Source organism: Parageobacillus caldoxylosilyticus NBRC 107762, from assembly GCF_000632715.1.
In the GTDB taxonomy this organism is placed as follows: Bacteria; Bacillota; Bacilli; order Bacillales; family Anoxybacillaceae; genus Saccharococcus; species Saccharococcus caldoxylosilyticus.
The window spans coordinates 19,258-45,732 of sequence record NZ_BAWO01000047.1 but is presented as its reverse complement, the minus strand read 5'-3'; the positions used below and the strand labels follow the sequence as shown (position 1 = coordinate 45,732).

Sequence of the window (26,475 nt, the reverse complement as noted above, 5' to 3'; positions counted from 1 at the left end):
ACCATCTCTTCTTACTATTGAGAATATAATTTGTGAATGATAAGAAACTTATCTACATAGGGAAATTCGTCATAAAACGGCGAAACAAAATGATTGACAAAAATTCAAGGCAGGAATAAGATAAAATAAAAGTTGGTCTAGGTAAAAAAAATAATACAAAGGAAACTTATTAACGGGAGGGAAATTATTGTGGTACGAGCAAAAATTTCTCGCTTATCCGACTCTGAACCGGGAGAACGTTTCCGCATTGCGAAACTGGATATAAATGATGACATCATGAAGCGAAGATTGCTAGATTTAGGATTTGTGCCCGGCTGTGAAGTCGCAGTGCTGCAAAAAAGCCCGCTGGGAGACCCGACCGCATATCGTGTATGCAATACGACGATTGCGTTGCGGAAAGAAGAAAGTGACCATATTTATGGGGAGAGAATATATGATGGCAATGAATGAATATACCATTGCGCTTGCCGGAAATCCAAACACCGGAAAAAGCACATTGTTTAATGTTCTGACTGGATTGCGCCAGCATACCGGAAATTGGCCAGGAAAAACGGTCGTTCATGCGGAAGGATTTTTTACGTACAATAACAACCGCTACAGAATGATCGATTTGCCCGGAACTTATTCGCTTTATTCAAATTCAGCGGATGAAGAAGTGGCGCGGGATTTTATTATTTTTGAAAAACCCGATATTACGATAGTAGTACTCGATGCTACCGCTTTGGAACGGAATTTAAATCTCGCCTTGCAAGTGTTGGAGATGACAAGCAACGTCATCGTCTGTGTGAACTTAATGGACGAAGCCAAAAAGAAAGGGATCCGCATCGATACCAAGAAACTAGCGGCAACATTAGGAGTGCCGGTCATCCCGATTTCCGCGCGCAATAAAGAAGGAATCGACACGTTATTAAAGACAATCGATTCCATGGTGCTCGGAAAAATCAAAACAAACCCGATTACCGTCCGGTACAGTCCAGAAATTGAACAATGTATTGAAAAGCTCATTCCACGAGTGAAAGAAGTCATTGGCGATGCGTACCCTGCCCGCTGGGTCGCGCTTCGATTGCTTGACGGAGATATGTCTTTGCTTCGCGCTTTCCAGCAGCAACCACTTCCATCTGTAAAGGAGGTGTCTATATATGCATGCCACGGTCCCGCAAAATCGATTTGAAGAGCTGATGAACGAAGCGCGAGCGCTAACGCCTGCGGATACGCGCGAACAAATCGTAGCGGCGATTTTTCGCACCTCCCAAGCAATCTGCAATGAAACGGTTACCTATACAAATCAAGCAAAACAATATGAAACGGAGAAGTTAGACCGCATTTTTACTTCAAAATTATGGGGATTTCCAATCATGCTCGTGATGCTGGCCGTCGTCATCTATATCACCGTTGCCGGCGCGAATATTCCGTCGAGTATGTTAGCAAGCTTTTTCGGTTGGGTGGAAGGCTATTTAACGCTGTTCTTTCAAGCGATCCATGCGCCTGACTGGCTATACGGACTGCTTGTGTTAGGCTTATACCGGGGCACAGCCTGGGTGGTGAGTGTCATGCTGCCGCCGATGGCGATCTTCTTTCCAATTTTCGCGCTGCTTGAAAATTACGGCTATCTGCCGCGTGTCGCTTTCAATATGGACCGCTTGTTTAAAAAGGCAGGCGCACATGGAAAACAATCGCTCACGATGGCAATGGGATTCGGCTGCAACGCCGCTGCCGTTATGTCGACTCGCATCATCGAATCGCCGCGCGAGCGAATGCTGGCGATTTTAACGAACAATTTCGTCCCTTGCAACGGACGCTGGCCGACATTGATCCTACTATCTTCTCTATTTATGGCGGCAAGCTACACAGGCGGATGGAAAACATTCGTCACCGCTAGTGTTGTCGTCGCAATGGTGCTGTTTGGCATCGTCGTTACGCTGACGGTTTCATGGGTGCTGTCAAAAACGGCATTGCGCGGCATCCCGACCCATTACACATTAGAACTGCCGCCGTACCGGCGCCCGAAAATATGGGATACCATTCTTCGTGCTACATTGGACAAATCCATTTATGTGCTAAAACGAGCCATTGTGGTTGCCGCTCCGGCTGGGGTCATCACATGGGTGCTCGGAAATATTCATATCGGCGACACGACGATTCTCGCTTATTTGGCAAACTGGCTCGATCCTTTTGCCAAAGCGCTTGGACTTGATGGCTATATTTTAATGGCGTTTATTTTAGGGCTGCCTGCGAATGAAATCGTCCTGCCGATTTTATTAATGGGCTATTTATCCACCGGTTCCTTGACGGAAGTCGATGGCCTCCGCTCGCTCAAACAAATTTTCGTCGACCACGGCTGGACGTGGCTGACCGCGCTCAATATGATGCTGTTTTCCTTGCTTCATTATCCGTGCGGCACCACGCTCGTTAATATTTATAAAGAGACCAAAAGCAAAAAATGGACGTTTGTTGCGTTTGCCCTTCCGACAAGCATCGCTATTGCTGTCACATTTTTCACAGCGCAACTTGCCAAATGGTTTGGCATTGTATGAAAAATCCCCGTTTCCTTGTTTTTAGGGAACGGGGGTTTTAGCGTGTTGCTGTCATTCCAGTTGATTTGCCCATCGTTCTGTCAAAAATGACGGTAAAAACGGCCGGGTTATCTTCCCGCCATTTCCCTCGTGGGGCAGCATATTCCGCAAAGCCAAAAAATCATTGTATATAAAATCTATAACTATTTCTTTCTATTTTCGCTTCATAAAGGGCTTGATCGGCGCGCCGGATTAATTCTTTCGGGGTAGTGCCGTCAGCCGGATAAACCGCAATCCCAATGCTTATGGTAACTTTAATTTCGTGCTCTTTAATTTTATAAGGTTCCTGAATGTTTTTATATAACCTCCTGACTAGCTTTTCAATATCCGCCCGTTTTTTTATATCTTTGAACAGCACTAAAAACTCATCTCCGCCAATGCGGCAAGGAACGGCATTCGTGCCAATATTCTCCTTTAATCTTTTGGCGAAGCGTTTTAGAAGCTGGTCGCCAATATCGTGGCCGAGCGTATCATTCACATCCTTAAAATGATCCATATCTAAATACATAACGGCCAGTCCTTTTTTTGTCTGCTTCGCTTCTTCTATGGATTGGCTAACAATATCTAGAAATAATCTTCTATTTGGCAAACCTGTCAAAGGATCATGAAACGCTAAAAATTCCAGTTGCCTTTCATAATTAATTCTTTCCGTGACATCGCGAAAAATCCCTTGAATCGCCGGTTCTCCCCCATACTCAATGGAAGACAGCAAAACTTCTGAATAAATCATTTTTCCATCAAGCCTGAGGAGCTCTTCTATAAAAGGGGACTGAACGCCTAACGCTTTCTGCCAATGTTGCCTCATTTTCTTCGGCGCTTGTGCTTTATTATACAAAAATTTCCATATAAAATTCCCAACAATATCTTTTTTCTGTTTTGCCCCAAGCAATTTTACCGCTGCTATATTTACGTAAATAATTCTCCCCTCGCGATTAAATACGATAATCGCTTCCAGCAAAAATTCTACCAGTTTCCGATAGCGTTCTTCGCTCGCCTTTAGCCGCTGCTTCATTTTTTGCAGTTCGTGTTCCCTCTTTTTTCGTTCTGTTATATCCCTCATAACCGCAACAATGATGCGGCATGGTTCATTTTCAGCACAGACGGGGGTAAGGACCGTCTCACATACGATCGTGCCGTCAGGAGTTGTAATCATATCTTCGTAAACGACAACACTTTTCGTTTCCGCAGCCTGTTGATATTTTGGCTTTATACTTGATACTTGTTCGGGAGATAAAACATCTTCGAGGCGTTTTCCGTAAATCGTTTCACCTCCCCCTACTGCTTTGCATGCCGCTTCGTTGGCCAGTATATAACGAAAGGAATCCCCATCGACTTCCGTGACAAAAATCATATCCCTTATGGCATTAAATACGTTGCTTAAAATATCTAAACGGCGAAACGACTCATCTGATAACGATTGATTTTGATTCATATTTTCCTCCGTAATAATTATTAATGATAAACTCAAAAAAACGATCCGTGGACAACTTTTCTGCCGGAACCAACGAAGCCCTGCCTGCGCTTGCTATTTCCAGCCCGTGCAACGAGTAACATTAAAGATGAAATTCATGAATATGAAGGATTTTCTTTTGCACTTCATGGATTTTTAATTTAGAGATATAGGCAACTTTATGGCTATTGATAAAATGGGCTAAATACGTTTCCCCCGCCGGTTCAATTTTCACTATTTTTTTCAAATTTACGATATACGAACGATGGGTTTTAAAAAAATAATCATCTAATTTATTTTCCATTTTGTTCAATGGCTCTGTTGTTTCATATCGTTCGTTTGCAGTATGAATGACCGTTTTTCTGCTTTCTTTTTCTACAAACAAAATGTCTTCCATTGGGAGAAAAAGAATGGAATTGTGCGATTTGATGCCGAGTCTTTTGTTTTTCGTTTTTATGGATAAATGGTCTTGTCTAGACAACTCGATGAGTTTGCGGGCTTTTTCTAGTGCGTGAAAAAGGCGCGTTCGTTCGATGGGCTTCACAATATAATCTGTCGCAGCAATCTCAAAGGCCTTTACTGCAAATTCATCATATCCGGTTGTAAAAATAACCTGCAGGGCAGGAAGCGATTGTTTGCATATTTTCACCGCTTCCATCCCATCTAAATCAGGCATCTTTATGTCCACTAAGGCAATATCAGGTTTTTCCTCCAACACGAGCCGTACAAATTCTTCTCCGCTTATTGCTTCTCCAACGACTTTATATTGCGGCAAAAAACGGATGAAGTGGCGTAAGAGGATTCTTGAAGATGCATCGTCATCCGCAACAACAATTTTCAGAATATCCATTTGTTGATTCTTCCTTTCATCCAGTTCCCCCTCCCACTCCATCATTATTTGGTTTTAACAAATATTTCTTCCCCTAATATTTCTTTCAATTGAATAATGTCAAATACTTCCTCCACTTCTGGCTGCATATCGGAAATCATCACTTGTTTGTTTTCGCGCTTCAATGTATCTACTAAATGAATGAGCAAACCAATCCCAGTAGAATCTACAAAAGGGACTTCTGCCAGGTTTATTCGAATGACTTCAAAGGCTCTTAACTCCTGCAAAATTTCTTCCATTATTTCCGTCACTTCAATATCCAAATCCCCTTTAAAGTAAACGATGACGCTCTGTCCATCTTGAGCCAGTTCATATAAGAACATATTGCATCCCCTCAATTTCTAATCAAAAATAATTTGTTCTTTTTCATCTAATGCAACTTCAACGTAGCGATGTTCTTCTTGAAAAGTATATGTTACCTTACCAATTTGAATAATGGTTCCCTCTCTAGCGAGTTCGAGTTTGATCGTTTGATCGAATGGAACGATAATGCGGGTTGGAACCCCAGCCTCAGAGCCGGCCTCTTTAATGACCTAACCTCTAAGCAGTAATTATGGCCGTGGCCGTACAGATTATTGCATTTTCCAAACAGCTTTTTATTTTCTTCGTCTGTTAAATGATGGCTGTGCAGCCGGTGTGCACTGCTAAAATGATATTTCCTTGTTAGCTGGACCAACTCCCCTTCCTCCTTGACCGAATAAAGGTTACCATTCTCTTGCAACTTTATTTTGTGAAATTTGAAACAAATGTTCTATATTGTGTATGCTGCCGCCGTTTACTATACGGATCAACGACTCATAGCCAAATATCTTCCAATTCGATAAATCCCAAAGCGGCCGATAAACGTGTTCAAATTGCCGTTTCTCTATTAACTCTTTAATAGAAGTATTGCAAGTATTCATTATTCTCCCCCAATTAGATTCTAGCAGCTCTATTACATTAAAATATGCCATATTGCCTATTGGTACATATTGTCCATGTAGTACAACCTAATATAATTTTTCCAAAATATGTCTATCATTATAGTCGCATACAAGACAAAAATCCCGTCTGATTAGAACATCAAAAAGGCATATTAGGTATTTTTTTCGACTTTTTACAACTTTTCTCGACATAAAATTACAAAAAAGAGAATTGTTCCTATTATATAAGGAATCAATTCTCTTTAAATTATCCATATTCTTCAACGTAAATTTTTTCTCCCTATTTTCGATAATCTCTCTTCGTTCAAATCAATGCTGTTTGACCGGCTGCCAACATGACGATCTCCCTTCATAACCGGAAGACTAACCCAAAAATCGCTTCCTTCCCCTAATTTGCTTTCTACTCCAATTGTCCCTCCCATCAATGAACAAGCTGCTTGACAAATACTAACCCGATGCCGGTACCGTCGACTTCCGTCCCTTCTACTCGATAAAACGGCTCAAAAATTTTTTCCCGCTCCTCTTCGGGAATGCCTAACCCGCTGTCTTTTACATGTATATTTATTTTTCCTCCCTCATTGCTTCCCGCAATAATCACGTTTCCATTGTCGCGATTGTACCTTACAGCGTTATCCAACAGATTTAATAAAATTTGTCTGAATCTCATCGGATCTGTATACAAACAGCCATGTTCATCAAGACGCACCTGATTCTCTATTTTTATCTTTCTTTTGCTGGCTAAGGGCGCGATTAGCTTAATGCTTTCGTTAATGCATAAGCCAAATCCCTAAACCGATTGTCACTGCCCCTGTTAATATCCAACCTATTCTTTCTCTTTCGTTTTGCATAGCTCTCAACGATGCATGAAGAAATAGATAAGAAGAAACAACGGCAATGACAATGAAAAGGATTACTACCCTGAGATCATGGCATCCTGTAACTTCCATAATTTCCTCCTTATGATCATTTGATAAAGGACACCATAATCATATTAGAATTTATACAAGTAAACAATTTATACATTTTCACATAAGTTCCATCATAGAAGCTTATGCATTATCTTCCACCTACGCCCTATTTAGAATTCGGAGACTTCTTAAGAAATGGTTGCATCCATTTATCTCCTTATTACTTCTTTCAAATGCGCCACGTCTCCTTCGGCAACCACTTCAAACGTTCCGCGGTCCGCCCGTACGATTGTGATGCTCGCTCCATGCATATATGGACCATCCCAAAGCTCTCGCAGCGAAGCATTTTTGAAACGAGCAAGAAGCGTTTTTAACACGACGCCGTGCGTTACAACCAAAATGTTTCCCTCCTGATGGCGCTTAACGATCTTCTCGATAGCGGCAAACGCCCGATTTTGGACATCGATGAACCGCTCGCCGCGCCGCGGTGTGTATAAATGCGGATGATTCCAAAAGTGATCAAACGCAATAGGATCCAATTCTTTAATTTCCTCATGGGTCTTTCCTTCCCAATCGCCAAGGTGAATCTCCCGAAGCTGTTCCGCTGTATAAATCGGAATCAGCCGCTCGCCTCGAATCAACTGGGCGGTTTCGAGCGCGCGTCCGCTCGTGCTGGTGTAAATCGCGGTCAAATCGACCGCTTCTAGCCGTTTTCCAAGCCGCATCGCGTCTTGCCGCCCCTTTTCCGTGAGCGGCGAGTCTTGCCACCCTTGCATCCGCTTTTCAACGTTCCACTCGGTTTCTCCGTGTCTTGTTAAATATAACGTTACCATTCTCATTCCCCCGTTCCTGTTGTTTCCTATTGTTCCACCGCCAGTTCAATTTTTGTTTTTTTCACTATCAGATACTCACTCATACTAGTTCTCCTTCTCCTAAATACATCGTTTCCATTCGATTTCTTCCACTCCTTGTTCGTTTTGCGCAAGCGGTACGCTTTCGCATTGGTTCGAGAGCTGGCAGCTACATTGTTTGGCTTTCTTTTTTCTTGTCTCAAAATATACAAATCTAACAGCGGATTTTCCGGCTTCATGGAAAATCCGCCGCCTCCAAGCGCGATGATTTTCCTCATATCAGCTCAGCCACTTTACGAGCTTGGTCATCCAAATCCCTTCTGGCATCCTTATTTGTTCGATTTCGCGGAAACCGTGGCGTTCATATAGGCGAAGCGCCGGCATATTCGTACTTCCTGTCATCACGATGATTTCGTTCGCATCTTGTTCTTTATCGCATACAAATTCGATCAAGGCGCTTGCGATCCCTTGCCGAAAAAAGTCGGGATCCACCATCAAGCGGCAAATGTGCACGGTCTCTTTTGTCCGCTCATAGGAAATCGCTCCTGCCAGTTGTCCCTGCTTCATATATCCAAAAAACCGTTCCCCGCACCGCTGTAACGTTGCGGCTGTATCTTGCAATGGCGGAAGGTCCGCAAATCCCATCAGCCGCGCCTCGACAGCGTAAGAGCGCAATTGAAGGCGCAGCACTGCTTCCACCCATTCTCTTGCCGCTATGTCTATCTCCTGAATCATGCGTTTCTTTCCTTTCTGTTTCATCATGCGCTATCCATTTTTACTTCTCGATGATCGTTTCGTTTTCCTTTTTTCTTCACAAAAAAAGAAGACGATCTCGGCATGAAGCATAAACCGTCTTCTTTATCGTCTATTCGTAATTTCGTCCATCGCTTCTTGCAGAAATTGATACCCTTTTTGTTCCCGCCCATCTTTCCGAATCGTCCATTCTTGTTTTTCCAGCGCCAGCTCACCGCGTTCATTTTTGACAAATGGCATATGAAGAACAATCATTTCATCATCTTTATTGATTGTATAGCCGATGTAATACTTGTTCCCTTCGCCTTCTTCTTCGAAAATTCCGACTTGATCCAAGTGATAAACATCCATCAACGGCTGCAGCGTGTCAATAAACTCATTGATAATCACGCTTCTTGGCGCAAATTCCATTTTTCTCCCTCCTCCTCATGGACGCAATACGTGTAATTGTCCGTTAATGGCAAACGAAATGGTACCGGTTTCTTCGGAGACGACGATCACCAGCGCATCACTTCGCTCCGTTAATCCAATCGCTGCGCGATGGCGGGTGCCTAATTTTTTCTTCGTCGTCACACGCTCCGCAAGCGGTAGAATATTGCCTGCGGAGACAATTTCGTCGTAACGGATGAGCGTCCCTCCGTCATGCAGCGGATTGCCTGGATAAAAAATCGTTTCTAGCAGCATATGGGACACTTTCGCGCCGACCGGAATACCGTGATGCAATAAACCATCGAGCGGGTCGTTCCGCTCAATGACAATAAGCGCGCCATGACGGCGTTCCGCTAAATGCTTCGCGGCAAGAGATAAGTCAGTATAATGCGGTGTATATGCGGATAGATATGATTTCAAATAAAACGAAGCCGCCGTCGTTTGCACATCTAAAATGCGTTTTTGCAACGCTTCTAACCGCGACAATATGCAACAGTCTTCCGTTGCTAACGTGTGGCGGATCGCCTCGACCTCTGCCGTGATCTCATATAAAGAGCGAAGAATTTGCTCCTTCATCGGTTGGTCAAGCGGTAATGACTCCTGAAACATGAAATTCCCCCATCACTATTGGTTACTTATTAGTGTGTGGCATTTCCGGAAAAAAACAAATGGAAATAAAAAGAAATCCCTTCTAATAGTAGGCATTAGAAGGGATCATCACGTTCACACACCGATCGGTTGTATTCTTCGAGCCATTGTTGCAGTTTTTCTGCCTCCAATGACTTGCTAAAGTAAAACCCTTGCGCAAAATCGCAGTGCATTTGCTCTAACAACGCTACTTGCGGATAAGTTTCCACTCCTTCCGCCAACACCTGAATGTCTAGGCTTTTGGCCAAATGGATAATCGTATCGACAATCGTCGCGTCTTTCGAGTTTTCTGCGATTCCTTGAATAAAGCTGCGGTCAATTTTTAGCAATGACACTGGCAGGTTGCGAATATATGCTAGTGAAGAAAAGCCGGTACCAAAATCATCGATAGCGACTTGAATCCCTATCTTTTCTAATTCTGTTAAAATATTCTTACCCGTTTCAATATTTTCCATTAAACCGCTCTCGGTTACTTCCAAAATTAAATGTTCCGGGGCAAAATTTGTCGCATGTAAAATATGTTTCACATGATGAATCAATTCCGGCCGATTTAACAAAAACGGTGATAAGTTGACCGCCAGCTTCAATCCTGGACATTTCATCTGCCATTCTTTTACTTGCCGGCAGGCATGCTCTAGCACCCATAACGTAATTTCAAAAATAAACCCGCTCGCTTCCGCCAGCGGAATAAACTCCAGCGGCGGAATCTCACCAAGAGACGGGTGGCGCCAGCGCAGCAGTGTTTCCACTCCCATTGCCGCGCCGCTGCCAAGCTTGATCTTCGGCTGGTAACATAAATAAAATTGCTCGCACATAATCGCAAACGGCAAATCTTGCTCAATCACCGCCTTCCGATTTTCGGTCGGGCGATAAAATGCATAACCATTTCTTCCCTGCTCTTTGACGTTGTACAGCGCCTGGTCCGCATATTTCATCACTTGTTCGATGCGATCGCTGTCTTTTGGGAAAAACGCGATTCCCATCGACAGCGTCGACTGAATGAGCTGTTTTTCGTAGTAAAATGGCTGATGAAACGCGGTCACCAGTTTATCAGCAAGTTTGGCCATTTCCTCTTTTGTCACATTAGGAAGCAACAAGACAAATTCGTCCCCGCCAATGCGGGCAAAAAAGTCTTCGGCTCTGAGCACGCTTTGCACGCGCTTTACCGCTTCTTGCAAAAAGTAATCGCCCGCCTGGTGGGAAAAATGATCATTGATCCATTTAAACTTGTCAAAATCCAAATAGCACAAGGCAAATGCGGTTTGGCTTTCGACCAGCTGTTTTATGTACCGTTCAAAATGGCTGCGGTTCGCAATTCCCGTCAATGAATCAAAATAAGCGAGCTGGCGCAGTTTTTCTTCGTATCGCTTCCGTTCGCCGATATTTTTGATCGTTACAATGACATAATCAAGCTCATTTTGTTCATTCACAATCGCTTTCCCATGAGCTTCCATCCATATCCAATTTCCTCTCCGGTCGCGCTTGCGAAACTCGGCGATTTGCGCCTTATATGTATGATACAGCTCATCGAACTTTTGCCTAATGATCGGCAAATCATCAGGATGGATAAACTGAAAAATATCTTCATATGAACAAGGATAACTTGCCATTTCTTCTTTCTTCCATAAAGAAGGTATGTATATGAGCTCACGCTGATTAGAAAAAATGAGAATATAATCGGTAGAATGCTCCACAACTAGTTGCAGGCGTTGCTGCGTTTCTTCCAACATCTGTTTGAGTTTCTTTTCTTTCGTCACATCGCGGCATACACATAAAAACGCATCGACTTCCCCCTGTTCGTTGACAATGGGCGAAAATGAAGCGCGAACTAGGATTATATCGTCAGCAGAGGTTCTGATCGTCCATTCAATATGATCAATTGATTCGCCGTTTTTGACTGCTTGCAGCAACGGTATTTCCGCCATCAATGCCAGTGCTTGATCATCATATTCATTGGCGCTAAACAGCGCCTGAAACACAGGGTTCCTATATAACATATCCCCTTCAGTGCTAAAAATGGCCACTGCTTCGGCAAAATGGTGGAAATAAGCAGCATACTTACTGGTCATACAACAATTACCTCGCCATAATCATTTTTCAGCAAAGCTGCCTTCTATACTTTCATTTTCACGAAAATATCGATAAAAATCAACAAATTTCGCGAAAAATTTTGGTAAAAAAAAGAAACGGCACCGTAAAATAGGTGCTGTTTCAACTCGTTTTCGGATAACGCTCGCGGAGGATGCACGGGCATGTCTGGCAGTGCATTCCTTCTTCTGTTTGGTAGTAAAGGCAGCATGTGGTCCGCTGCTTCACACCCGCATTTCCTTTCCAAAACCGTTTTAACGGATTTTGTCGAAAAGTGCCGAATAACGCTCCATCAGCGTCGTGAACAAGGAAATGAAAGTCGTTGTAAAGTTGTTCGCGAATGTAGGCAAGCGAATCATCTTTGCCTAACGTCTCATACAACCAATAAATATAAATAGCAATATTTTCCCATAATATATGGACAGATATTTTCGTTATGCTTCGTAGCTTTTCTATTAATGGAGAGAAATGTCCAGCAAATAACTGGCGTACCGTCTCTTCTCGCCATTGGTCGCGGCAGCCTGTGCATATTTCTGCCTTGAGCTCTTCAAAGCGAAAAGTCGGCAGCCACATATCATCATTATCATCCGTTTCCATCCAAATCCGCTCTGGTGACAGCACAAGCCGTTTATTCCAAACGGACATCGCATATAACGACATCGCTGCAAGAAAGCTATAGCGTTTGATCAACATGGATGCCGCCACCACTTTATTGGCGGCACCTAGCTTTTGACGAACTTTTTCTAAATAATCGACAAGAACATTCTCCTTATGCAACTGATCAATGCGAATCGATAGCGGCGAGTTTATCCGCACCACTGAAAGCCGATACGTTTCTAATACCTTTATTTCCTCCGTGGAAAGAATCATGATGAAACGCCTTCTTTCTGCAAAATACATCTTCCTTTTCCATACGGAATGCAAAGCGGAGTGCCAAATAATGGATCATATGTCACTTGACAATCCATTTGAAATACGTCTTTCACCAGTTGGCAGGAAATGATTTCTTCCGGTTTTCCTTGCGCATATATTTTTTTATCGCGAATCGCAACAATATGATGCGCATAGCGGCACGCCAAGTTGAGGTCATGAAGCACCATGACAATCGTGCGCTTTTCTTTCTCGTTTAGTTCAAACAATAAATCAAGAATTTCAATCTGGTGCGTCATATCCAAGTAGGTTGTCGGTTCGTCCAATAAAATAATGTCCGTATCTTGCGCTAATGTCATCGCGATCCAAGCGCGCTGCCGCTGTCCTCCTGAGAGCGAATCGACCGGACGCTCCGCCAATTCTGTCATTCTCGTCGCCTCGAGCGCACGCCGCACCGCTTGCTCGTCTTCGTCACTCCATTGCTTCAGCCATGTCTGATACGGATACCGCCCCTGTTTAACAAGCTGCAGTACCGTCAATCCTTCCGGTGCCGTCGGCGATTGCGGTAAAATCGCCAGTTTTTTCGCCACCTCTTTTGTCGGCAATTTTGCGATTTCTTTTCCTTCTAGTAAAACCAAACCGCCTTTCGGCTTCAAAAGCCGCGCCAAAGCGCGAAGCAGCGTCGATTTCCCGCAGCCGTTCCCCCCGATAAATACGGTAATTTCTCCTTTTGGAATCATTAAATCCAGCTCATCAATAATAATCGTATTTCCATATGATAATGTTAGCTCTTTTGCTTGTAAGGCGTTCATATTCTTCCACCCCTTTTATGCATATCGGCTTTTATATAATAGGTAAATAAAATACGGCGCCCCAACTGCCGCTGTAAATACCCCGGCTGGAATTTCCATTGGGGCAAACAGCATGCGTCCGGCAAGGTCAGCCGCCATCACGAAAATAGCTCCTAATAACGCGGATGCAGGAAGAAGTGCGCCAAACGAAGAACCGACAAGCCTTCTTGCCATATGCGGCGCCATCAACCCGACAAAGCCAATGCCTCCCGCAAAAGCGACCGCTCCTCCGGTTAAGGCAGTGCTTAATAAAAGAAGGAAAAAACGTTGCTTTTGCAAGGAAACTCCCGCTCCGATTGCCAATTCATCGCCTAATTCTTGAATGTTCATCTTCCGTGCTGATAGCCAGCTAGCCGCAAGCAAAATCAAAGCCCATGGCGCAAGCAGTGTGACATGCTTCCACGAAGCGCCGTAGACGCTTCCAGTAATCCAAACGTTCGCCTGGCTCGCCCGGTAAATCGGGCCGGTAATCATTAATAACGTTGTGAGCGCCTGCATCAGTGCGGATATTGCAATCCCTATTAATACAAGCCTCAGCGGTGCCATGCCGTTTTTCCAAGCCAGCATATACACGAGCAAGGCAGTTACCGTCGCACCGACAAACGCGCCGAGCGGCAGCCAATGGATGCTGATGGTTAAGGAATTATTTTTGTCGCTAAACAACGTCAAAAACGTGACGACCGCTGCAGCGGCCCCGCCCGTAATGCCGAGCACGTCCGGCGAGGCGAGCGGATTGCGGATCATTCCTTGCAAAATCGCCCCTGCTACGGCAAGAGACATCCCCGCTAACAATGCGACAAGAATGCGCGGCAAGCGAAACGTATAAATCACGATTTCGTTCATGTCCGAACCATTTCCAAACAGCGTTTTCGCCACTTCCAACGGGGAAATATACATTTCGCCGCTGCCCGCACTGACAAGAAATATGACCACGCTAACAGCTAATAAAATCAAACTAATGGTTATCGCTTTTTTATCGACCAAAAACGAGATCGATTTCCCGACTCGCAGCGATGCATACTTCTTCATTTTGCTAAAATCCCCCTACGGGCAATATAAATAAAAAACGGAACACCAAGAAACGCTGTCACAATTCCGACCGGAACTTCGCGCGGCATTAAAATATAGCGCGCCCCAATATCAGCCGCAATCAATAAAATCGCTCCGATCAAGGCACAATACGGCAAGACCCAGCGATGGTCCACGCCAACTAGCGCACGCGCAATATGTGGAACGATGATGCCGATAAATCCAATCGGTCCGGCAACGGCGACCGAACTGCCGGCAAGTAATACGACAAGAAGCGCTACTCCTACTTTCACCGCATTCGTGCGCTGCCCTAAACCTTTCGCCACATCATCACCCATCATTAAAATGTTCACTTTTTGCGCGAGCAGCAGTGATCCAATCCAGCCAACGATAAAGTATGGAAGAACGGCTATTAACATTTCCAGCTTCCGTCCGGCTATCGAACCGGCTAGCCAAAATAACACTTCTTCCAGCGCCTTTTCATTTGCGGCTAACATTCCTTGTGTTAACGAAGCAAACAAGGCGGCGACCGCCGTGCCGGCAAGCGTTAATTTCAAGGGGGTTGCTCCGTCTTTTCCGACTGCGCTAATGATAAACACGATTGCCGCTGCCAGCGCAGCACCGCTAAAAGCTAGCCATGTAAATATTTGCAGCGAATGTACTTGGAAAAAGGTCACAAATAGAACAATAAAAAAGCCAGCCCCCGCATTAATGCCAAAAATCCCCGGAGAAGCAAGCGGGTTTTTCGTCAACGCCTGCATGAGCGCCCCCGCCATCGCTAAACTTGCCCCCACCGCTGCGGCAATCAACGCCCGCGGCAGGCGGACCGTTTCAATAATGATATGGGCATTCGAACCGTTATTGTTCGTGAACGCCTCTATCGCATTTTTCCAATTTGTATCGGTATAGCCGTAAATGATGCTCATCCAAATGGTTGTCATGAACAACAAGCATAGGATAAACAAACCAATCGATCTCTTCCGGTTTGTAGCTAACATCGTAAATCTCCCTTATATATCTATCTCTATCGATAAGTCTATTTGATAATGACTCTCAATGTCAATGGTTTTTTATTTTATTTTCAACCATTTCTCATCATTTTTTCATTTTCTATTGACAATGATTATCGTCTTCATTTATCATTTCTCTTGTAAATGAAAATCATTATCAAAATTAAGGGGGATACATAATGTTCAAATCTAAATTCTCTTTTCTCCTCGCCGCTGCTCTCTCTCTTCTTGTCATTCTCGCTGGCTGCAGTAAAAACGAGGAGGCAGAGCCAAAAAACAATGGAAATGAAAAACAAAAAGAAATAAGCTATACCGTTGAACACGCCATGGACACCACAGAAATAAAAGGAACTCCAAAACGCGTCGTCATTTTAACGAATGAAGGAACGGAAGCGCTATTAGCGTTAGGTGTTAAACCGGTCGGCGCCGTCAAATCATGGACGGGTGACCCTTGGTACGATCACATTAAAGATAAAATGAAGGGCGTCAAGGAGCTGGGAACGGAAGCAGAACCAAGCCTAGAAGCGATCGCCGCATTAAAACCGGATCTAATTATCGGCAATAAACTGCGCCATGAAAAAATTTACGAGCAGCTATCCAAAATCGCTCCTACTGTTTTTTCGGAAACGCTCCGTGGCAACTGGAAAGACAATTTTATGCTCTATGCCAAAGCAGTAAATAAAGAAGAAAAAGGAAAAGAAGTCATCGCCGAATATGACAAGCGTATTGAAGAATTAAAAGCAAAATTAGGCGACAAATTGAAGATGAAAGTATCCATCGTTCGCTTTATGCCAGGAGATGTCCGCATTTATCATAAAGACTCGTTCTCCGGCGTCATTTTAGACCAGCTAGGATTTGCCCGTCCGGAATCGCAAAATGTCAATGACTTTGCGGAAACGGGTGTAACGAAAGAACGCATCCCAGCGATGGACGGCGATATCCTCTTCTACTTCACCTATGAAACAGGAGACGGAGAAGCAAACAAACTAGAAAAAGAATGGATTAACGACCCGCTCTTTAAAAGCTTAAACGTTGCAAAACAAGGAAAAGTATACAAAGTAAGCGACACGATTTGGAACACGGCAGGCGGTGTGCTCGCTGCCCATTTAATGCTTGATGACATCGAAAAATATTTCGTGCAACAACCATAAACGGAAAAAAGCTGCCCTCTTCTGCAGGGCAGCTTTTTTATGCAGGCACCTGCAATCGATAGCGCTGTCGATGGAAAAAAGTTGTCGCTTCTACGATACTATGTTAAATTCAAAGTACAAACCTATATGGAAAGGATGACGATGGCATGAAGCGAACCGCCATCATGGCAGCATGTCTGCTTTCATTTGGCATCATCATGGGCGCTTGTTCCGATGACAAAACAAGCGAAGCGAAGCATGACCATTCCATGACATATACAACCAATTCCGGCGATATCCGCGAAACGACGAAATCGATCGACCATCTTCCAACCTTTCTAAGCAATTTTGAAGAAGATATGGCCGTCCTGTATCAGCAAGCCGCCAAGCATAAAGACTTGCTCGAACATATTCCTTGCTACTGCGGCTGCGGTGAAGCGGCCGGACATAAAAATAACTACGATTGTTTCGTTTATGAGACGCGAAAAAACGGCTCCGTTGTTTGGGATGACCATGCGACCAAATGCGGCGTCTGCCTCGATATTGCCGCTGAATCCATCGCCGCCTATGAACATGGAAAATCCATCAAGGAAATTCGCCAAATGATTGATGAAAAATATAAAGAAGGCTACGCGGAACCGACACCAACGAAATCATTATAATGGAAAGGCTATCTCCCTCTTGCCGGAGATAGCCTTTTTACCGCATACTTAACGCCGCATACAAATCACGCAACGTTTCAATGTTGCGTTGCTTTAATTCCTCCAATAACACCTTCCATAGCTTTGCCATCGCCTCAACATCGCCGTCAGCCGTATGCCGCTTTTGGCATAAAATTTCGTAATATTGCAGCGCTTCATCGAACGTAGGGCACGAACAGCGCAAAATCATTTCCACCATCGGCTGCATATCGAAAAAGTGCGCGGCCCATTTGGTCCGATAATACTTCCAGAGAAAGTGGCGGAGAAACGATAAATCATGGCCAATGTGATAGCCGATCATTACTCCGCCATGAATAAACGATAAAAATGAACGGAGCGCCTCCCGCAGGCGCGGGGCATGCAGGACGTCTTTCGCCTGAATTCCCGTCAATGCGGAAATATGCGGCGGAATCGCTTTTTCCGGACAAACGAGCGTAAAATATCTCTCTTTTACGATTCCGTTTAACGTTTTCGCCGCCGCCATCGCCAAAATTTCGTCGCCCTGCTGCGGAGAAAACCCCGTCGTTTCCATGTCAATAATTACAAAGGGCACTTCCGCTAAAGGAATAGTTATATCGATTTGCTGCTTTTCTTTCCGCAGCGATCGCAGCCACATTTCCTGATGCAGCGAATGCTCCCCGTCTAGGAAGGCAGACAATGCTTCGCGCGGTATTTCCAGCGACAGCAAGCGAAGCGCCCGCTGCCAAAAACGATGCCGCTCCCTCACCTAATACCACCTGCCCGCCGCAGGACAAGCCGCTGCAGCTTTTTTGCGGTCTTCATCGCTTTTTTCAGCCGTGTTCGTTCGTTTGTTTCCAGTGCGCGCCATAATACATAGTCCCGCTCGTTTGCCGCTTCCGTTGCATACTTTATCCGAATATAGTAATACGTCAAGAGCGCATCCCTCACTTCCTCCGCCAACGGCAGCGGAAGCAGCTTCTTGTTTGTGATCTCGCGCCACCGTTCCCATGTCGTCGCCGCGGAAATATTGGCAGCACACGCCAGCCACTTTAGCGCGTTGACGATTTGCACATACCCGCTATGTTTCATATGAATCGCTCCACTGTGGGGTCCCCACCGTTCCATTTGCACGTTGCCTATCCAGCCTAAAGGGACGCTAGGAAACATCACATGCTCCCCCATTTGCCGCAATAGCTGCGCCTTCTCGTTCGTCGAACGAAACAGCGTCCGCCTGCTGTCGGCAACCAGCTCGCTATCCCCATAAATCGGCCGCATATCCATGGCGATAAACAAAAAGCGGATATCATTAGGAAGACAGCCGCTTATATACATCTTGATCTGTTGCTTCCAATCGCAAAGCGACTGCCCCCACCGTTTGTTTGTCGCCATTACGTAGCCGGAACAATACGGGTAGCCAATTTCGTGCAAATAATTCGTTCCTACAGCGGCCATATGGCGGATGAATTCATAACATTGTTGCTCTTCCTGCTCCGCGCAGGCAAACAAAATACCATGATCTTGGTCCGTCCATACCGTCGGCTCCCGCCTCCCGATGCTTCCCATCGCATACCAGCACCAGCTGCGCGGACGGACGCCGGCTATCGCGCGCAATGTTTCCTGTTCGGCCAAGCAAAATACCCGCCTCATCATCGCATCATGCGCATCAGCGACGATTTCAGAAATCGCCTCAAGTTCCTCCCAGCGCAGCTGATAACGCAACCGTCTGGCGAGCTCATCATGATACAGTCGGAGCTCCCCGATCGTTTGCGCCTCTTCCAATTGCTTCACCCATTCATATAACGATTCCATGATCGTTCACCTTAAACAAGATTACTGCTGCACCATCGGCTTTGGCTGGTAGGCAGGATCCAACTGCTCCGGATAACCGTATGAACCGTGTTCGCTAATATCCAATCCGGAAATTTCCTGTTCTGCCGTCACGCGCAATCCAATCGTTTTCTTTAATACAAACAAGACGACAAAGGAGACGATCGCTACATAAACCGATGCGCCGAGCACGCCGGCCGTCTGCACGATCAATTGATGAAATCCGCCGCCATACACAAGGCCCGCTTTGCCGATCCCGGTTATTTCGACTAATCGCGGCGAAGCGAAAAATCCAGTCGAAATCGTACCAATGATGCCGGCAATGCCGTGCACGGAAAACGCGTAAATCGGGTCATCGATCCCTTTTCGCTCAAAATAAATCGACGTCCAAAATGTCAATGAGCCGGCAGCCGCGCCGATTACTACCGCCGCCCATGGCTCCACGAAAGCGCACGCCGCTGTAATCGCTACAAGCGCGGCAAGCACCCCGTTGACCATCGCTGGAATATCCGCTTTTCCAACCATGATTTTCGCCGTGACAAGGGCGGCAACCGCTCCCGCCGCAGCCGCTAAATTCGTCGTTAACGCCACATAACCGAAAAAGCCATCGCCTACCGCCATCGTGCTCCCCGCATTAAACCCAAACCAGCCGATCCATAAAATCAATCCGCCGATGACGGTATACACTTGGTTGTGTCCCGGAATGACGTTCGGCGTTTTATCTTTATTGAACTTGCCGATGCGCGGTCCAAGCAAAACCGTCGCGACCAACGCGGCGATCGCCCCTTGCAAATGAACGACCGTAGAGCCGGCAAAATCTTGCATGCCTATTTCGCCAAGCCATCCGCCGCCCCATACCCAATGGCCAATGACCGGATATATGGCGATCGTAAAAATCGTTCCAAACAGAAAATAGACCGATAACTTGGCGCGCTCGGCAAATCCTCCCCAGGCAATCGCGAGCGACACCCCGGCAAAACCGAGCTGAAACAAAAATTTCAACGCTAGCGGAACATTCGCCCATGACAACGAAGCAAACGTCTTTTCATCCCCTTTTAAAAACCATCCATCCGTTCCCATTAGGCGATTTCCCTCTCCAAACGCAATCGCGAAGCCAAATGCCCAAAACGCCAGCGAGGCGATCGCAAAGCTGAGAATCTGTTTTCCGGCGACATGACCCGAATTTTTCATTCTCGTCGACCCCGCTTCTAAAAGCGCGAACCCAGCCTGCATTCCGATTACCAGCACCGCGCTCACCATTACCCATAATGCGTCAAGACCCGCAGCTAGCATTTTGCCATCCATTCACTTCTCCCCCTTAATGTAATTTTTCATAACTTTATATGTAATAATATATAACAAATAAAACCAAATTTCAATATTAACTTCTTTTTGTAACCGGTTACTTAATAGATTTTGTTATGTTTTATAACATTGATTTTATCAAAATCGCAAAGAAAAAACGGAATGCCTTAAGGCATTCCGTACATTTTACGCGACGCGAATCGGCTTTCCGAACGGCACGCGCGGCATATAGTCGTCCGGTACAAGCCAAAATACTTCATAGTCGACTTGCAATTCTTCATAAAAATAGCCAGTGACATCGGTGATGTAAAAAAGCGTATCGATTTTTTGCTCCGCTGCCCATTCCAACACTTCTGTATACGATGATTTTCCATGTTTAAAATACTTAATGGTGGCAACACCGACCGGAGATACGTCGCGAATTTTAAAATCCGCTTGCACGAGCAGCGTATCCGGCCGTACTTTTTCAAACAGCTTGACAATGTTTTGAATGAGCACGGGACGTGATGGGCGGGTGGACGTATCAATCGCCAAGGCAATGGAATGATCTTTTCGTTCTTTTAGTAATGCCAAAATTGCTCGTTGCCATTTCACAATCATCAGCCCCCCTAATATAGTATGGCAATGTACAGTACTAGTATGAACGGGAAGGAAGCTGAGTACGAACTGTTTTTCTTTCCTCTTTCTCCTACAATTTTGTCAAAATTAATCCGCATAAGGCAGTCGCAATGCCGATAAGCTGGTACGCTTTTAGTCTTTCCTTGAATAAGTAACAACCTAAAAAAACGACAATGAGGCAGTTTAAGCTGACAACAGGAAAAACGATGGATGCAACGCCTGTCGTAAGCGCATAAAAATAGCAGCTAAAGCCGATGACGCTGAAAAAAGCCACCGTCGCGCCTACCCGAAACTCCCGTTTATGGACAATCGTTTTGCGGCAGCTCCAATATAAATACAGCCCGCCGCCGCCATACATCGCCGTCAGCAAGTCGAGCGAACCGATGCCGATGACCGAACACCACTTCATTAAAATTCCTACTATTCCAAACGAAACGATCGCCATGGCGATATGAAACAGCCAAGGTATGTATTCATGATTTCCTTTCTCCACTTTCGGAGTATATTGAATGATCGCAGCGGAACATAACATACATAAAATGCCGATCCAGTGTAAAAGCGGAATATGTTCGCCAAATATCATCCCCGCTGCCAGCACCGGAAAAATCGCATTTACTGCCACCAGCGGAGCCGTCAAACTGGCCGGCCCTTTCTCAAACGCCCCCGACATTTGCATGTTTCCCGTCGCATTGCAAATCCCGATCAACGCTCCGAGCATCATCGATGTCGCGCTTGGATGGAGCGATTTTGTCATCCATCCATACAGCGCCATAATGCCAAACGCCACCATATAAAAATAAAACTGGATATGTTGTTTCGACATCGAATGGCGCGTGCTCCATTTAAACAGCGTATTGTTAATGCCGAAACAAACCGCGGTCATCACAGCAGCAGCCAACCACACGTCTGTCCCTCTCCCTGTTGAATAAATTGTACAATCTCTATTATAAATCGAAAAAACGTAAAAACGTCAAGGCTTTTTCCCGCCTTGACGCTCCGCTGTTACTGTTTTCGTTCTCGGGAAAGAGGGATGTCTTTTCCCTCCACGTTATCGATGACGGCTTCCACTGTCCCTTCCGCATATACATCGCTTACCTGCTCATGCGTTTGTGCCAACGCGGAAGCGGAAAAAGACGACGCTTCCTCATCGGATGGCTCGTACTGTCTTCCCGCAATTTGCAGTTGTTCGTTCTTTTCCATGGATCAGATTCCTCCTTGTTCATTTCCGCTCACTATTAATGTGGAACAACAAGGCAAAATAAAAAGAGGAAGTTTATGGGTATTGCATGCATACATTCGCATCAAAACGGCAAACTAATGGTAAACCATTCATGGAAGAGAGGATGAACATCATGAAACAAGCAAAGCAAAACAACAACGTCGAACAACAGCAAAAAAAACAACAACCGGAAAAAGATACCGAAAAACAGCCTGGATATGGAGACAAAAAATTGGAAGGACCAAATTTCCCGGCCGAATAATGTTCGGTTAAAGGATGGCGTTTAAAAATGAAACATTTAATCGCACTTGTATTAAAGTACGTGCTGCTGGCTACGGTCTTTTTTGCGATCGTCCCGTTATTTTTGCGCGTCTCCTCGGCGGAACTGTTATGGTTCAGCCTGTGGATGACCATCGTTGCTTATGCGCTCGGCGATTTGTACCTTCTCCCGCGCTTTGGGAATCTATCAGCGGCGATTGCGGACTTTGGCCTCGCTTTTGTCGGCGTCTGGATCGGCATCGGTGCTTTTTACGATGGCAACGGTACTGCGGTTTTAAACGCTACGTTCTTTTCCGCGCTGCTTGTCGCGCTTGGCGAAGTGTTGTTCCATGCTTATGTTCATCGCTTCATCCTTCACGGCCAAGAAGAAGAAAAAGTGCCTTTGCTAGGGCGTGAATGGCAAACGGAGATGGCGGAAGAATTCGACGTCCGCCGTGAAGCAGATCATGATGACCAAAAACAGAAAAGCTGACCTCATCTAGATGAGAGGTCAGCTTTTTCTTTATCGATCGTTGCGTTTCAATGACAATAACGTCTGTTTCAGCTGTTCTTCCATCGTCACGAGCTCCCGTTCGACCTGCTGCCGTTTGCGGCGGCCTTCTTCCTGAATTTTCAACGTTTCCTCTAAGGTAGCCACCAAATTTTCCTGCGTTTTTTTCAACGTTTCAATATCAATAAGCCCGCGCTCATTTTCCTTTGCGACTTCTATGCTGTTTGTTTTCAGCATTTCCGAATTGCGAAGCAGCAAGTTATTCGTCGTTTCCGCCACTTGCTTTTGCGCCTCAACCGCTTTTTGCTGGCGGAATAAGGTCAAGGCGATCACGACTTGGTTTTTCCATAGCGGGATCGCCGTTAAAATCGACGATTGAATGCGTTCGACAAGCGTTTGGTTCATATGCTGAATCATACGGATTTGCGGAGCTGTTTGAATCGTTACTTGCCGGCTTAATTTTAAATCATGGATCCGCTTTTCCAAACGATCGGCAAACTGCAGCAAATCGTTGACTTCCTGCATTTCCATTTGGTTTCCTGACCGTTCTGCCTGGGCGCGTTTTTCCGGAATCACTTTTGTCCGCAACTCTTCCAATTTATATTCCGCCGCGGCGATATAAATATTTAGCGCATCAAAGTATTCTTTATTTTTCTCATACAGCGTCTCTAGCATCATAATGTCGCGAAACAGCATCTGCCGATGTTTCTCGAGCTGATCAGCGATTTTATCAATTTCGACGCCGATTTTTTGGTACTTGGCGACAAGTCCTTGCAGCGATTTCGACACCGTGCCAAATAGCCGCGAAAGCAGCCCTTTTTTCGCCGGAAGCAAATCATCCGGATTTACCTCTTTAATTTTCGTCATCAAATCGCTGATCACTTCGCCAACGGGACCCACATCTTTTGTCTGCACATGATGAAGAATCGTATGAGAAAACTTGGACAGCTCCGCTTGCGCCGCCACCCCGTATTGGATGATTGCCTGCTGATTGCGCGGATCGATTTGTTTCGCCAGCTGAAGCGCTTTATCGCGATGTTCCGGCTTTAACGTATCAAGAAGCTTTGTCGGCTGCGGTTGCTCCACAGCAGTTTCGTGTTGCTCGCTCGGCAAGGAAAACGGGTTTTCCAAGAGCGAGTCAAGCGAGCTTGTCCACTCTGGATATTGCAGATCGCCACCTGGCGTCTTATCGGACGGTTTCATAGTCGTTCTCCTTTCTCCACTGCATCGTTTCCGAAAGCTTTTGCTGCTCTAGCGATTGCTCGAGCATTTTCGCCTCGACTTGTAAATCAAACACGTCATTTGAAAGTATTTCCAGAAGCCGTTTTTCTGCCGTCCCCGCCAGTTCATCGAGAAGCCGTTCCGTTTTCCAAAGCACTTCTTTCATCTCCTGGCTGCGCACAGGCTGATTGGTTAAATACACATATTTTTCGATCATTGTCGCCGCCATTGGCAATTCATTTAAGAAAAACGGCTGGGCGATGCGAAATTGATGCGGATGTTGCTCCACCGCACGAATCATTTTGTCGACGATCATGCACATACGCGAAATTTTTTGCCACATCACCAGCGAGCGGAGGCGGTAACGGGCGCGACGCATTTGTTTCCACTGTTTCCGCGCTTCATGGAGCTGGGAGCGAATATACGCTTTTTCCTCTTTAAACATCTCTTGCGCCGTAATGCGATGATCTCGTTTTTTCATCACCATGGATGTAACGAACATCGCTCCCATTCCCGATAAAAAGGAAGGAAGGACGTGAAAATCGGCGAGAAAAAACACGATGATGGCCACCACAACTCCTATATTCCATGAAACAAACCAGCGCCATAACGTCTTCAACAGCTGTTTCATCGTTCATCCCTTTCTCCCTACACTTTATTACTTCCATTATAACATGTCCTCTTTCTTTCATACGTATAAATGACGATTTTGTTTCATCTCCATCTTGACTTTTTGTCTCGATGGAAGGCACTAAGCATAGGACAACGCCGCGGACGAATATGCTTTAACAAAAGGATTGGCAAAGGAGAGAAACGGATGAAACAGATTGATTGGCAAATGGTATATTTTGTCGGAGTGACATTATTAAAAGAATATTGGTGCTATATTGGGCTGCCGCGTGTCTACTACTGGCGCATCCATGATCATGATGACCGCAAGGCGGCATAACCGGGGAGGGAGAGAAAGGACATGCAAGAATGGTATATGCCGATGCAGCGAAACAAACTAATGGCGCAAACGATTACCGTGACAGGGCGGGGAACGGTCACGGCAAAGCCCGATACGGTCATCATCACCCTTGGAGTGCGAACCGAACACGCCAACGTCCAAGAAGCGCTCGCGGAAAATGCGAAACGCGCCAATGCCGTTATCCATGCGCTAAAAGCAATCGGGGTCAGTGATGAGGACATCGACACCGCCTCGTTTTCTATTTATCCGAAATATAATTACTCTAATGGAACAAACACCTTGACCGGCTATGAAGTCGAGCATATTTTCGACATCATCGTCAAAGACACAAAAAAAGTCGGCAACATTTACGACACCACCGTCACCAGCGGCGCAAACATCGCCCGTCATATCCAATTCCGCCTTGCCAACGAACAACCTTATTACCAGCAGGCGCTGATGCTGGCGGTGAAAAACGCCAAAGAAAAAGCGATCGTCATCGCCCGCACCCTCGGCCTGCCAATGCAAGACATCCCCCTTCAAATCAAAGAAGAAAGCAGAGCTGCCTCTTTTCCGCCGGCACCTTATTCGATGACCACGCTAGCGGAATCATCAACCGCTCCGCCGATTCAGACGCAAGATATCACCATCACCGCCACCGTTCAGGCAGTCTTTTCCTACTAAAAAAAGATCCTTCCATTTGCTGAAGGATCTTTATTCTTTCGCTAAATCCACTTCATACACACGCGCACCGCCGAATAAATGCACTTGTTTTGTTTCTTTTTTTCGTTTTTCCCCATCTGTCTTTACGACCGTAACCGTATATACCCCAGGCAAATACGGACCGACTTTTTTCACAAATGGATCTTTTGTTGGTTCCCCTTCTACTTTCTCGCCGTTAATCATAATTTCATCATCCGGCTCGTTCAAACGAATGTTCATAGAGTATAAGGTTGGTTCAAACACATAGCGGTCCCCGAACACTTTGATGGTGAAAATGGGCGGTTTCGACGTTAATCCTTTTATATATACATGCTTCATGTCGTTCTGTCTGTCAAAATCACGTTCGAGCGTTTCATATGCATTTGGATGCGCGTCTAAGTATGAAAACAACGGCGCAAGCGTCTTTTCATTGACCGGGATCGTCTCGTCCGGCACACGAAGATACGTTTGCAGCGCGGCAACATCTTTATCTTTGAGCGCATCCTCAAGGCGCATCACAGCGATTTCCCTGCTGGCAGCGTTTTTCAACATGCTGTATCCTTTCCATAAAAGCGCGCCAATGATCCACACCGCTGCTACGACCAAAGCCGTACGTAAGAAGATGCGATAGTACTTTTTCCGCCGCTCCCGCATAAAAAGACGCGCTTGCTTCCGCTGTTCATAGCGCGCCAACGCCGCCGCACCGCTTCCCACATCTTTTATTTCTCTTTCTTGGTGATTGTCCCCCTGTATCGTTTTCTCTAAAGACACACGCTGTTCCACCGAACTTCCCCTCTCCTG

The 26,475-nt window shown here is 45.6% G+C and carries 34 protein-coding genes and 1 pseudogene; 9 read left to right on the top strand and 26 right to left on the bottom strand.

Annotated features, from left to right (window positions below; all coding sequences use genetic code 11):
• Positions 1-189: 189 nt before the first annotated feature.
• The 3 genes from GCA01S_RS12760 to GCA01S_RS12750 are packed head-to-tail and all read left to right on the top strand — an operon-like array spanning position 190 to position 2,534.
• Positions 190-450, top strand: coding sequence for a FeoA family protein (locus GCA01S_RS12760; RefSeq protein ID WP_017437584.1), 261 nt, complete (start codon positions 190-192; stop codon positions 448-450).
• Positions 437-1,171: a FeoB small GTPase domain-containing protein gene (locus GCA01S_RS12755; protein ID WP_042410490.1), complete on the top strand. Its 735-nt coding sequence runs from the start codon at positions 437-439 to the stop codon at positions 1,169-1,171. Before GCA01S_RS12760 ends, GCA01S_RS12755 begins: the two co-directional genes overlap by 14 nt.
• Positions 1,140-2,534, top strand: a complete 1,395-nt coding sequence (locus GCA01S_RS12750) for a nucleoside recognition domain-containing protein (RefSeq protein WP_017437586.1) — start codon at positions 1,140-1,142, stop codon at positions 2,532-2,534. Before GCA01S_RS12755 ends, GCA01S_RS12750 begins: the two co-directional genes overlap by 32 nt.
• A gap of 160 nt (positions 2,535-2,694) precedes the next feature.
• Here the strand turns inward: GCA01S_RS12750 and GCA01S_RS12745 are convergent, their stop codons facing one another.
• The 17 genes and pseudogenes from GCA01S_RS12745 to GCA01S_RS12670 form a co-directional block, all read right to left on the bottom strand.
• Positions 2,695-4,005, bottom strand: coding sequence for a diguanylate cyclase domain-containing protein (locus tag GCA01S_RS12745; RefSeq protein ID WP_042410488.1), 1,311 nt, complete (start codon positions 4,003-4,005; stop codon positions 2,695-2,697).
• Positions 4,006-4,126: 121 nt separating this feature from the next.
• Complete coding sequence (locus GCA01S_RS12740; protein WP_042410516.1) at positions 4,127-4,873, bottom strand: LytR/AlgR family response regulator transcription factor; 747 nt, start codon at positions 4,871-4,873, stop codon at positions 4,127-4,129.
• A 44-nt stretch (positions 4,874-4,917) separates the two neighbouring features.
• The gene (locus GCA01S_RS12735; protein ID WP_042410487.1) at positions 4,918-5,235 is read right to left on the bottom strand and encodes an STAS domain-containing protein; all 318 of its coding nucleotides are present in this window, start codon (positions 5,233-5,235) and stop codon (positions 4,918-4,920) included.
• 92 nt (positions 5,236-5,327) lie between these two features.
• On the bottom strand, positions 5,328-5,588 hold the full coding sequence (locus GCA01S_RS21030) for a 6-carboxytetrahydropterin synthase (RefSeq protein ID WP_244380742.1): 261 nt from the start codon (positions 5,586-5,588) through the stop codon (positions 5,328-5,330).
• Between the two features lie 28 nt (positions 5,589-5,616).
• Positions 5,617-5,814 (bottom strand): hypothetical protein, encoded by a 198-nt coding sequence (locus tag GCA01S_RS12730; RefSeq protein ID WP_042410483.1) that lies wholly within the window; start codon positions 5,812-5,814, stop codon positions 5,617-5,619.
• A gap of 442 nt (positions 5,815-6,256) precedes the next feature.
• Entirely contained in the window at positions 6,257-6,541 is a 285-nt protein-coding gene (locus GCA01S_RS19020; protein WP_052510044.1) for a sensor histidine kinase, read from the bottom strand.
• Positions 6,542-6,602: 61 nt separating this feature from the next.
• The gene (locus tag GCA01S_RS12720; RefSeq protein WP_042410481.1) at positions 6,603-6,782 is read right to left on the bottom strand and encodes a hypothetical protein; all 180 of its coding nucleotides are present in this window, start codon (positions 6,780-6,782) and stop codon (positions 6,603-6,605) included.
• A gap of 170 nt (positions 6,783-6,952) precedes the next feature.
• Positions 6,953-7,576 carry a histidine phosphatase family protein gene (locus GCA01S_RS12715; RefSeq protein ID WP_042410479.1) on the bottom strand — a complete coding sequence of 208 codons (624 nt, stop codon included), beginning with the start codon at positions 7,574-7,576 and terminating at the stop codon, positions 6,953-6,955.
• A 200-nt stretch (positions 7,577-7,776) separates the two neighbouring features.
• Positions 7,777-7,872 (bottom strand): annotated as a pseudogene (locus tag GCA01S_RS20165) (peptidase E); the annotation flags it as partial.
• Position 7,873: 1 nt separating this feature from the next.
• Positions 7,874-8,353 carry a GNAT family N-acetyltransferase gene (locus tag GCA01S_RS12705; protein ID WP_223845393.1) on the bottom strand — a complete coding sequence of 160 codons (480 nt, stop codon included), beginning with the start codon at positions 8,351-8,353 and terminating at the stop codon, positions 7,874-7,876.
• A gap of 99 nt (positions 8,354-8,452) precedes the next feature.
• Positions 8,453-8,758 carry a DUF5634 family protein gene (locus GCA01S_RS12700; RefSeq protein WP_017437605.1) on the bottom strand — a complete coding sequence of 102 codons (306 nt, stop codon included), beginning with the start codon at positions 8,756-8,758 and terminating at the stop codon, positions 8,453-8,455.
• Positions 8,759-8,773: 15 nt separating this feature from the next.
• The gene (gene cdaS, locus GCA01S_RS12695; protein WP_017437606.1) at positions 8,774-9,385 is read right to left on the bottom strand and encodes a sporulation-specific diadenylate cyclase CdaS; all 612 of its coding nucleotides are present in this window, start codon (positions 9,383-9,385) and stop codon (positions 8,774-8,776) included.
• A 95-nt stretch (positions 9,386-9,480) separates the two neighbouring features.
• A complete protein-coding gene (locus GCA01S_RS12690) occupies positions 9,481-11,493 on the bottom strand; it encodes a putative bifunctional diguanylate cyclase/phosphodiesterase (RefSeq protein WP_042410474.1) in 2,013 nt (670 codons plus the stop codon).
• Positions 11,494-11,635: 142 nt separating this feature from the next.
• Positions 11,636-12,382 (bottom strand): IucA/IucC family C-terminal-domain containing protein, encoded by a 747-nt coding sequence (locus GCA01S_RS12685; protein WP_042410471.1) that lies wholly within the window; start codon positions 12,380-12,382, stop codon positions 11,636-11,638.
• Positions 12,379-13,194: an ABC transporter ATP-binding protein gene (locus tag GCA01S_RS12680; RefSeq protein ID WP_042410469.1), complete on the bottom strand. Its 816-nt coding sequence runs from the start codon at positions 13,192-13,194 to the stop codon at positions 12,379-12,381. The genes GCA01S_RS12685 and GCA01S_RS12680 overlap by 4 nt, the downstream gene beginning before the upstream one ends.
• A 15-nt stretch (positions 13,195-13,209) precedes the next feature.
• Positions 13,210-14,262 (bottom strand): FecCD family ABC transporter permease, encoded by a 1,053-nt coding sequence (locus tag GCA01S_RS12675; RefSeq protein WP_042410468.1) that lies wholly within the window; start codon positions 14,260-14,262, stop codon positions 13,210-13,212.
• Positions 14,259-15,260: a FecCD family ABC transporter permease gene (locus GCA01S_RS12670; RefSeq protein WP_042410465.1), complete on the bottom strand. Its 1,002-nt coding sequence runs from the start codon at positions 15,258-15,260 to the stop codon at positions 14,259-14,261. The genes GCA01S_RS12675 and GCA01S_RS12670 overlap by 4 nt, the downstream gene beginning before the upstream one ends.
• Before the next feature lie 191 nt (positions 15,261-15,451).
• Here GCA01S_RS12670 and GCA01S_RS12665 point away from each other — a divergent pair, with 191 nt between their 5' ends.
• Together GCA01S_RS12665 and GCA01S_RS12660 are read left to right on the top strand one after the other, a co-directional pair.
• Positions 15,452-16,423: an ABC transporter substrate-binding protein gene (locus GCA01S_RS12665; RefSeq protein ID WP_042410461.1), complete on the top strand. Its 972-nt coding sequence runs from the start codon at positions 15,452-15,454 to the stop codon at positions 16,421-16,423.
• A gap of 146 nt (positions 16,424-16,569) precedes the next feature.
• Positions 16,570-17,064 (top strand): PCYCGC domain-containing protein, encoded by a 495-nt coding sequence (locus GCA01S_RS12660; RefSeq protein ID WP_017437614.1) that lies wholly within the window; start codon positions 16,570-16,572, stop codon positions 17,062-17,064.
• Positions 17,065-17,101: 37 nt separating this feature from the next.
• Here the strand turns inward: GCA01S_RS12660 and GCA01S_RS12655 are convergent, their stop codons facing one another.
• The 6 genes from GCA01S_RS12655 to GCA01S_RS12630 all read right to left on the bottom strand — a co-directional run bounded on the left by GCA01S_RS12655 (position 17,102) and on the right by GCA01S_RS12630 (position 22,014).
• Positions 17,102-17,830: an exonuclease domain-containing protein gene (locus tag GCA01S_RS12655; RefSeq protein WP_042410458.1), complete on the bottom strand. Its 729-nt coding sequence runs from the start codon at positions 17,828-17,830 to the stop codon at positions 17,102-17,104.
• Positions 17,827-18,873: a DUF294 nucleotidyltransferase-like domain-containing protein gene (locus GCA01S_RS12650; protein WP_017437616.1), complete on the bottom strand. Its 1,047-nt coding sequence runs from the start codon at positions 18,871-18,873 to the stop codon at positions 17,827-17,829. The genes GCA01S_RS12655 and GCA01S_RS12650 overlap by 4 nt, the downstream gene beginning before the upstream one ends.
• Before the next feature lie 21 nt (positions 18,874-18,894).
• Positions 18,895-20,196 carry an ammonium transporter gene (locus GCA01S_RS12645; RefSeq protein WP_017437617.1) on the bottom strand — a complete coding sequence of 434 codons (1,302 nt, stop codon included), beginning with the start codon at positions 20,194-20,196 and terminating at the stop codon, positions 18,895-18,897.
• Positions 20,197-20,382: 186 nt separating this feature from the next.
• Entirely contained in the window at positions 20,383-20,790 is a 408-nt protein-coding gene (locus GCA01S_RS12640; protein ID WP_026078681.1) for a VWA-like domain-containing protein, read from the bottom strand.
• A gap of 94 nt (positions 20,791-20,884) precedes the next feature.
• Positions 20,885-21,718 carry a DMT family transporter gene (locus GCA01S_RS12635; RefSeq protein ID WP_017437619.1) on the bottom strand — a complete coding sequence of 278 codons (834 nt, stop codon included), beginning with the start codon at positions 21,716-21,718 and terminating at the stop codon, positions 20,885-20,887.
• A gap of 98 nt (positions 21,719-21,816) precedes the next feature.
• Positions 21,817-22,014 (bottom strand): YozQ family protein, encoded by a 198-nt coding sequence (locus GCA01S_RS12630; protein WP_017437620.1) that lies wholly within the window; start codon positions 22,012-22,014, stop codon positions 21,817-21,819.
• Positions 22,015-22,166: 152 nt separating this feature from the next.
• Here GCA01S_RS12630 and GCA01S_RS21025 point away from each other — a divergent pair, with 152 nt between their 5' ends.
• Complete coding sequence (locus GCA01S_RS21025) at positions 22,167-22,295, top strand: hypothetical protein (protein ID WP_017437621.1); 129 nt, start codon at positions 22,167-22,169, stop codon at positions 22,293-22,295.
• 27 nt (positions 22,296-22,322) lie between these two features.
• The gene (locus tag GCA01S_RS12625) at positions 22,323-22,784 is read left to right on the top strand and encodes a YndM family protein (protein ID WP_042410456.1); all 462 of its coding nucleotides are present in this window, start codon (positions 22,323-22,325) and stop codon (positions 22,782-22,784) included.
• 30 nt (positions 22,785-22,814) lie between these two features.
• Here the strand turns inward: GCA01S_RS12625 and GCA01S_RS12620 are convergent, their stop codons facing one another.
• Entirely contained in the window at positions 22,815-24,005 is a 1,191-nt protein-coding gene (locus GCA01S_RS12620) for a toxic anion resistance protein (protein WP_017437623.1), read from the bottom strand.
• The gene (locus GCA01S_RS12615) at positions 23,989-24,654 is read right to left on the bottom strand and encodes a 5-bromo-4-chloroindolyl phosphate hydrolysis family protein (RefSeq protein WP_017437624.1); all 666 of its coding nucleotides are present in this window, start codon (positions 24,652-24,654) and stop codon (positions 23,989-23,991) included. The genes GCA01S_RS12620 and GCA01S_RS12615 overlap by 17 nt, the downstream gene beginning before the upstream one ends.
• A gap of 186 nt (positions 24,655-24,840) precedes the next feature.
• On the opposite strand from GCA01S_RS12615, the gene GCA01S_RS21020 reads away from it, so the two are divergent.
• Entirely contained in the window at positions 24,841-24,972 is a 132-nt protein-coding gene (locus GCA01S_RS21020) for a hypothetical protein (protein WP_017437625.1), read from the top strand.
• A 21-nt stretch (positions 24,973-24,993) separates the two neighbouring features.
• Positions 24,994-25,656 (top strand): SIMPL domain-containing protein, encoded by a 663-nt coding sequence (locus tag GCA01S_RS12610; RefSeq protein WP_042410453.1) that lies wholly within the window; start codon positions 24,994-24,996, stop codon positions 25,654-25,656.
• A 30-nt stretch (positions 25,657-25,686) separates the two neighbouring features.
• Here the strand turns inward: GCA01S_RS12610 and GCA01S_RS12605 are convergent, their stop codons facing one another.
• Entirely contained in the window at positions 25,687-26,457 is a 771-nt protein-coding gene (locus GCA01S_RS12605) for a zinc ribbon domain-containing protein (protein WP_017437627.1), read from the bottom strand.
• Positions 26,458-26,475 lie beyond the last annotated feature (18 nt).

What these genes read in the sequence shown, in the direction of transcription:
- GCA01S_RS12755 (WP_042410490.1), top strand. Translation starts at nt 437, where the DNA reads ATGGCAATGAATGAATATACCATTGCGCTTGCCGGAAATCCAAACACC.
- GCA01S_RS12750 (WP_017437586.1), top strand. Translation starts at nt 1,140, where the DNA reads ATGCATGCCACGGTCCCGCAAAATCGATTTGAAGAGCTGATGAACGAA.
- GCA01S_RS12745 (WP_042410488.1), bottom strand. Translation starts at nt 4,005, where the DNA reads ATGAATCAAAATCAATCGTTATCAGATGAGTCGTTTCGCCGTTTAGAT.
- GCA01S_RS12740 (WP_042410516.1), bottom strand. Translation starts at nt 4,873, where the DNA reads ATGGATATTCTGAAAATTGTTGTTGCGGATGACGATGCATCTTCAAGA.
- GCA01S_RS12735 (WP_042410487.1), bottom strand. Translation starts at nt 5,235, where the DNA reads ATGTTCTTATATGAACTGGCTCAAGATGGACAGAGCGTCATCGTTTAC.
- GCA01S_RS12730 (WP_042410483.1), bottom strand. Translation starts at nt 5,814, where the DNA reads ATGAATACTTGCAATACTTCTATTAAAGAGTTAATAGAGAAACGGCAA.
- GCA01S_RS12720 (WP_042410481.1), bottom strand. Translation starts at nt 6,782, where the DNA reads ATGGAAGTTACAGGATGCCATGATCTCAGGGTAGTAATCCTTTTCATT.
- GCA01S_RS12715 (WP_042410479.1), bottom strand. Translation starts at nt 7,576, where the DNA reads ATGGTAACGTTATATTTAACAAGACACGGAGAAACCGAGTGGAACGTT.
- GCA01S_RS12705 (WP_223845393.1), bottom strand. Translation starts at nt 8,353, where the DNA reads ATGAAACAGAAAGGAAAGAAACGCATGATTCAGGAGATAGACATAGCG.
- GCA01S_RS12700 (WP_017437605.1), bottom strand. Translation starts at nt 8,758, where the DNA reads ATGGAATTTGCGCCAAGAAGCGTGATTATCAATGAGTTTATTGACACG.
- cdaS (WP_017437606.1), bottom strand. Translation starts at nt 9,385, where the DNA reads ATGTTTCAGGAGTCATTACCGCTTGACCAACCGATGAAGGAGCAAATT.
- GCA01S_RS12690 (WP_042410474.1), bottom strand. Translation starts at nt 11,493, where the DNA reads ATGACCAGTAAGTATGCTGCTTATTTCCACCATTTTGCCGAAGCAGTG.
- GCA01S_RS12685 (WP_042410471.1), bottom strand. Translation starts at nt 12,382, where the DNA reads ATGATTCTTTCCACGGAGGAAATAAAGGTATTAGAAACGTATCGGCTT.
- GCA01S_RS12680 (WP_042410469.1), bottom strand. Translation starts at nt 13,194, where the DNA reads ATGAACGCCTTACAAGCAAAAGAGCTAACATTATCATATGGAAATACG.
- GCA01S_RS12675 (WP_042410468.1), bottom strand. Translation starts at nt 14,262, where the DNA reads ATGAAGAAGTATGCATCGCTGCGAGTCGGGAAATCGATCTCGTTTTTG.
- GCA01S_RS12670 (WP_042410465.1), bottom strand. Translation starts at nt 15,260, where the DNA reads ATGTTAGCTACAAACCGGAAGAGATCGATTGGTTTGTTTATCCTATGC.
- GCA01S_RS12665 (WP_042410461.1), top strand. Translation starts at nt 15,452, where the DNA reads ATGTTCAAATCTAAATTCTCTTTTCTCCTCGCCGCTGCTCTCTCTCTT.
- GCA01S_RS12660 (WP_017437614.1), top strand. Translation starts at nt 16,570, where the DNA reads ATGAAGCGAACCGCCATCATGGCAGCATGTCTGCTTTCATTTGGCATC.
- GCA01S_RS12650 (WP_017437616.1), bottom strand. Translation starts at nt 18,873, where the DNA reads ATGGAATCGTTATATGAATGGGTGAAGCAATTGGAAGAGGCGCAAACG.
- GCA01S_RS12645 (WP_017437617.1), bottom strand. Translation starts at nt 20,196, where the DNA reads ATGGATGGCAAAATGCTAGCTGCGGGTCTTGACGCATTATGGGTAATG.
- GCA01S_RS12630 (WP_017437620.1), bottom strand. Translation starts at nt 22,014, where the DNA reads ATGGAAAAGAACGAACAACTGCAAATTGCGGGAAGACAGTACGAGCCA.
- GCA01S_RS21025 (WP_017437621.1), top strand. Translation starts at nt 22,167, where the DNA reads ATGAAACAAGCAAAGCAAAACAACAACGTCGAACAACAGCAAAAAAAA.
- GCA01S_RS12625 (WP_042410456.1), top strand. Translation starts at nt 22,323, where the DNA reads ATGAAACATTTAATCGCACTTGTATTAAAGTACGTGCTGCTGGCTACG.
- GCA01S_RS12620 (WP_017437623.1), bottom strand. Translation starts at nt 24,005, where the DNA reads ATGAAACCGTCCGATAAGACGCCAGGTGGCGATCTGCAATATCCAGAG.
- GCA01S_RS12615 (WP_017437624.1), bottom strand. Translation starts at nt 24,654, where the DNA reads ATGAAACAGCTGTTGAAGACGTTATGGCGCTGGTTTGTTTCATGGAAT.
- GCA01S_RS21020 (WP_017437625.1), top strand. Translation starts at nt 24,841, where the DNA reads ATGAAACAGATTGATTGGCAAATGGTATATTTTGTCGGAGTGACATTA.
- GCA01S_RS12610 (WP_042410453.1), top strand. Translation starts at nt 24,994, where the DNA reads ATGCAAGAATGGTATATGCCGATGCAGCGAAACAAACTAATGGCGCAA.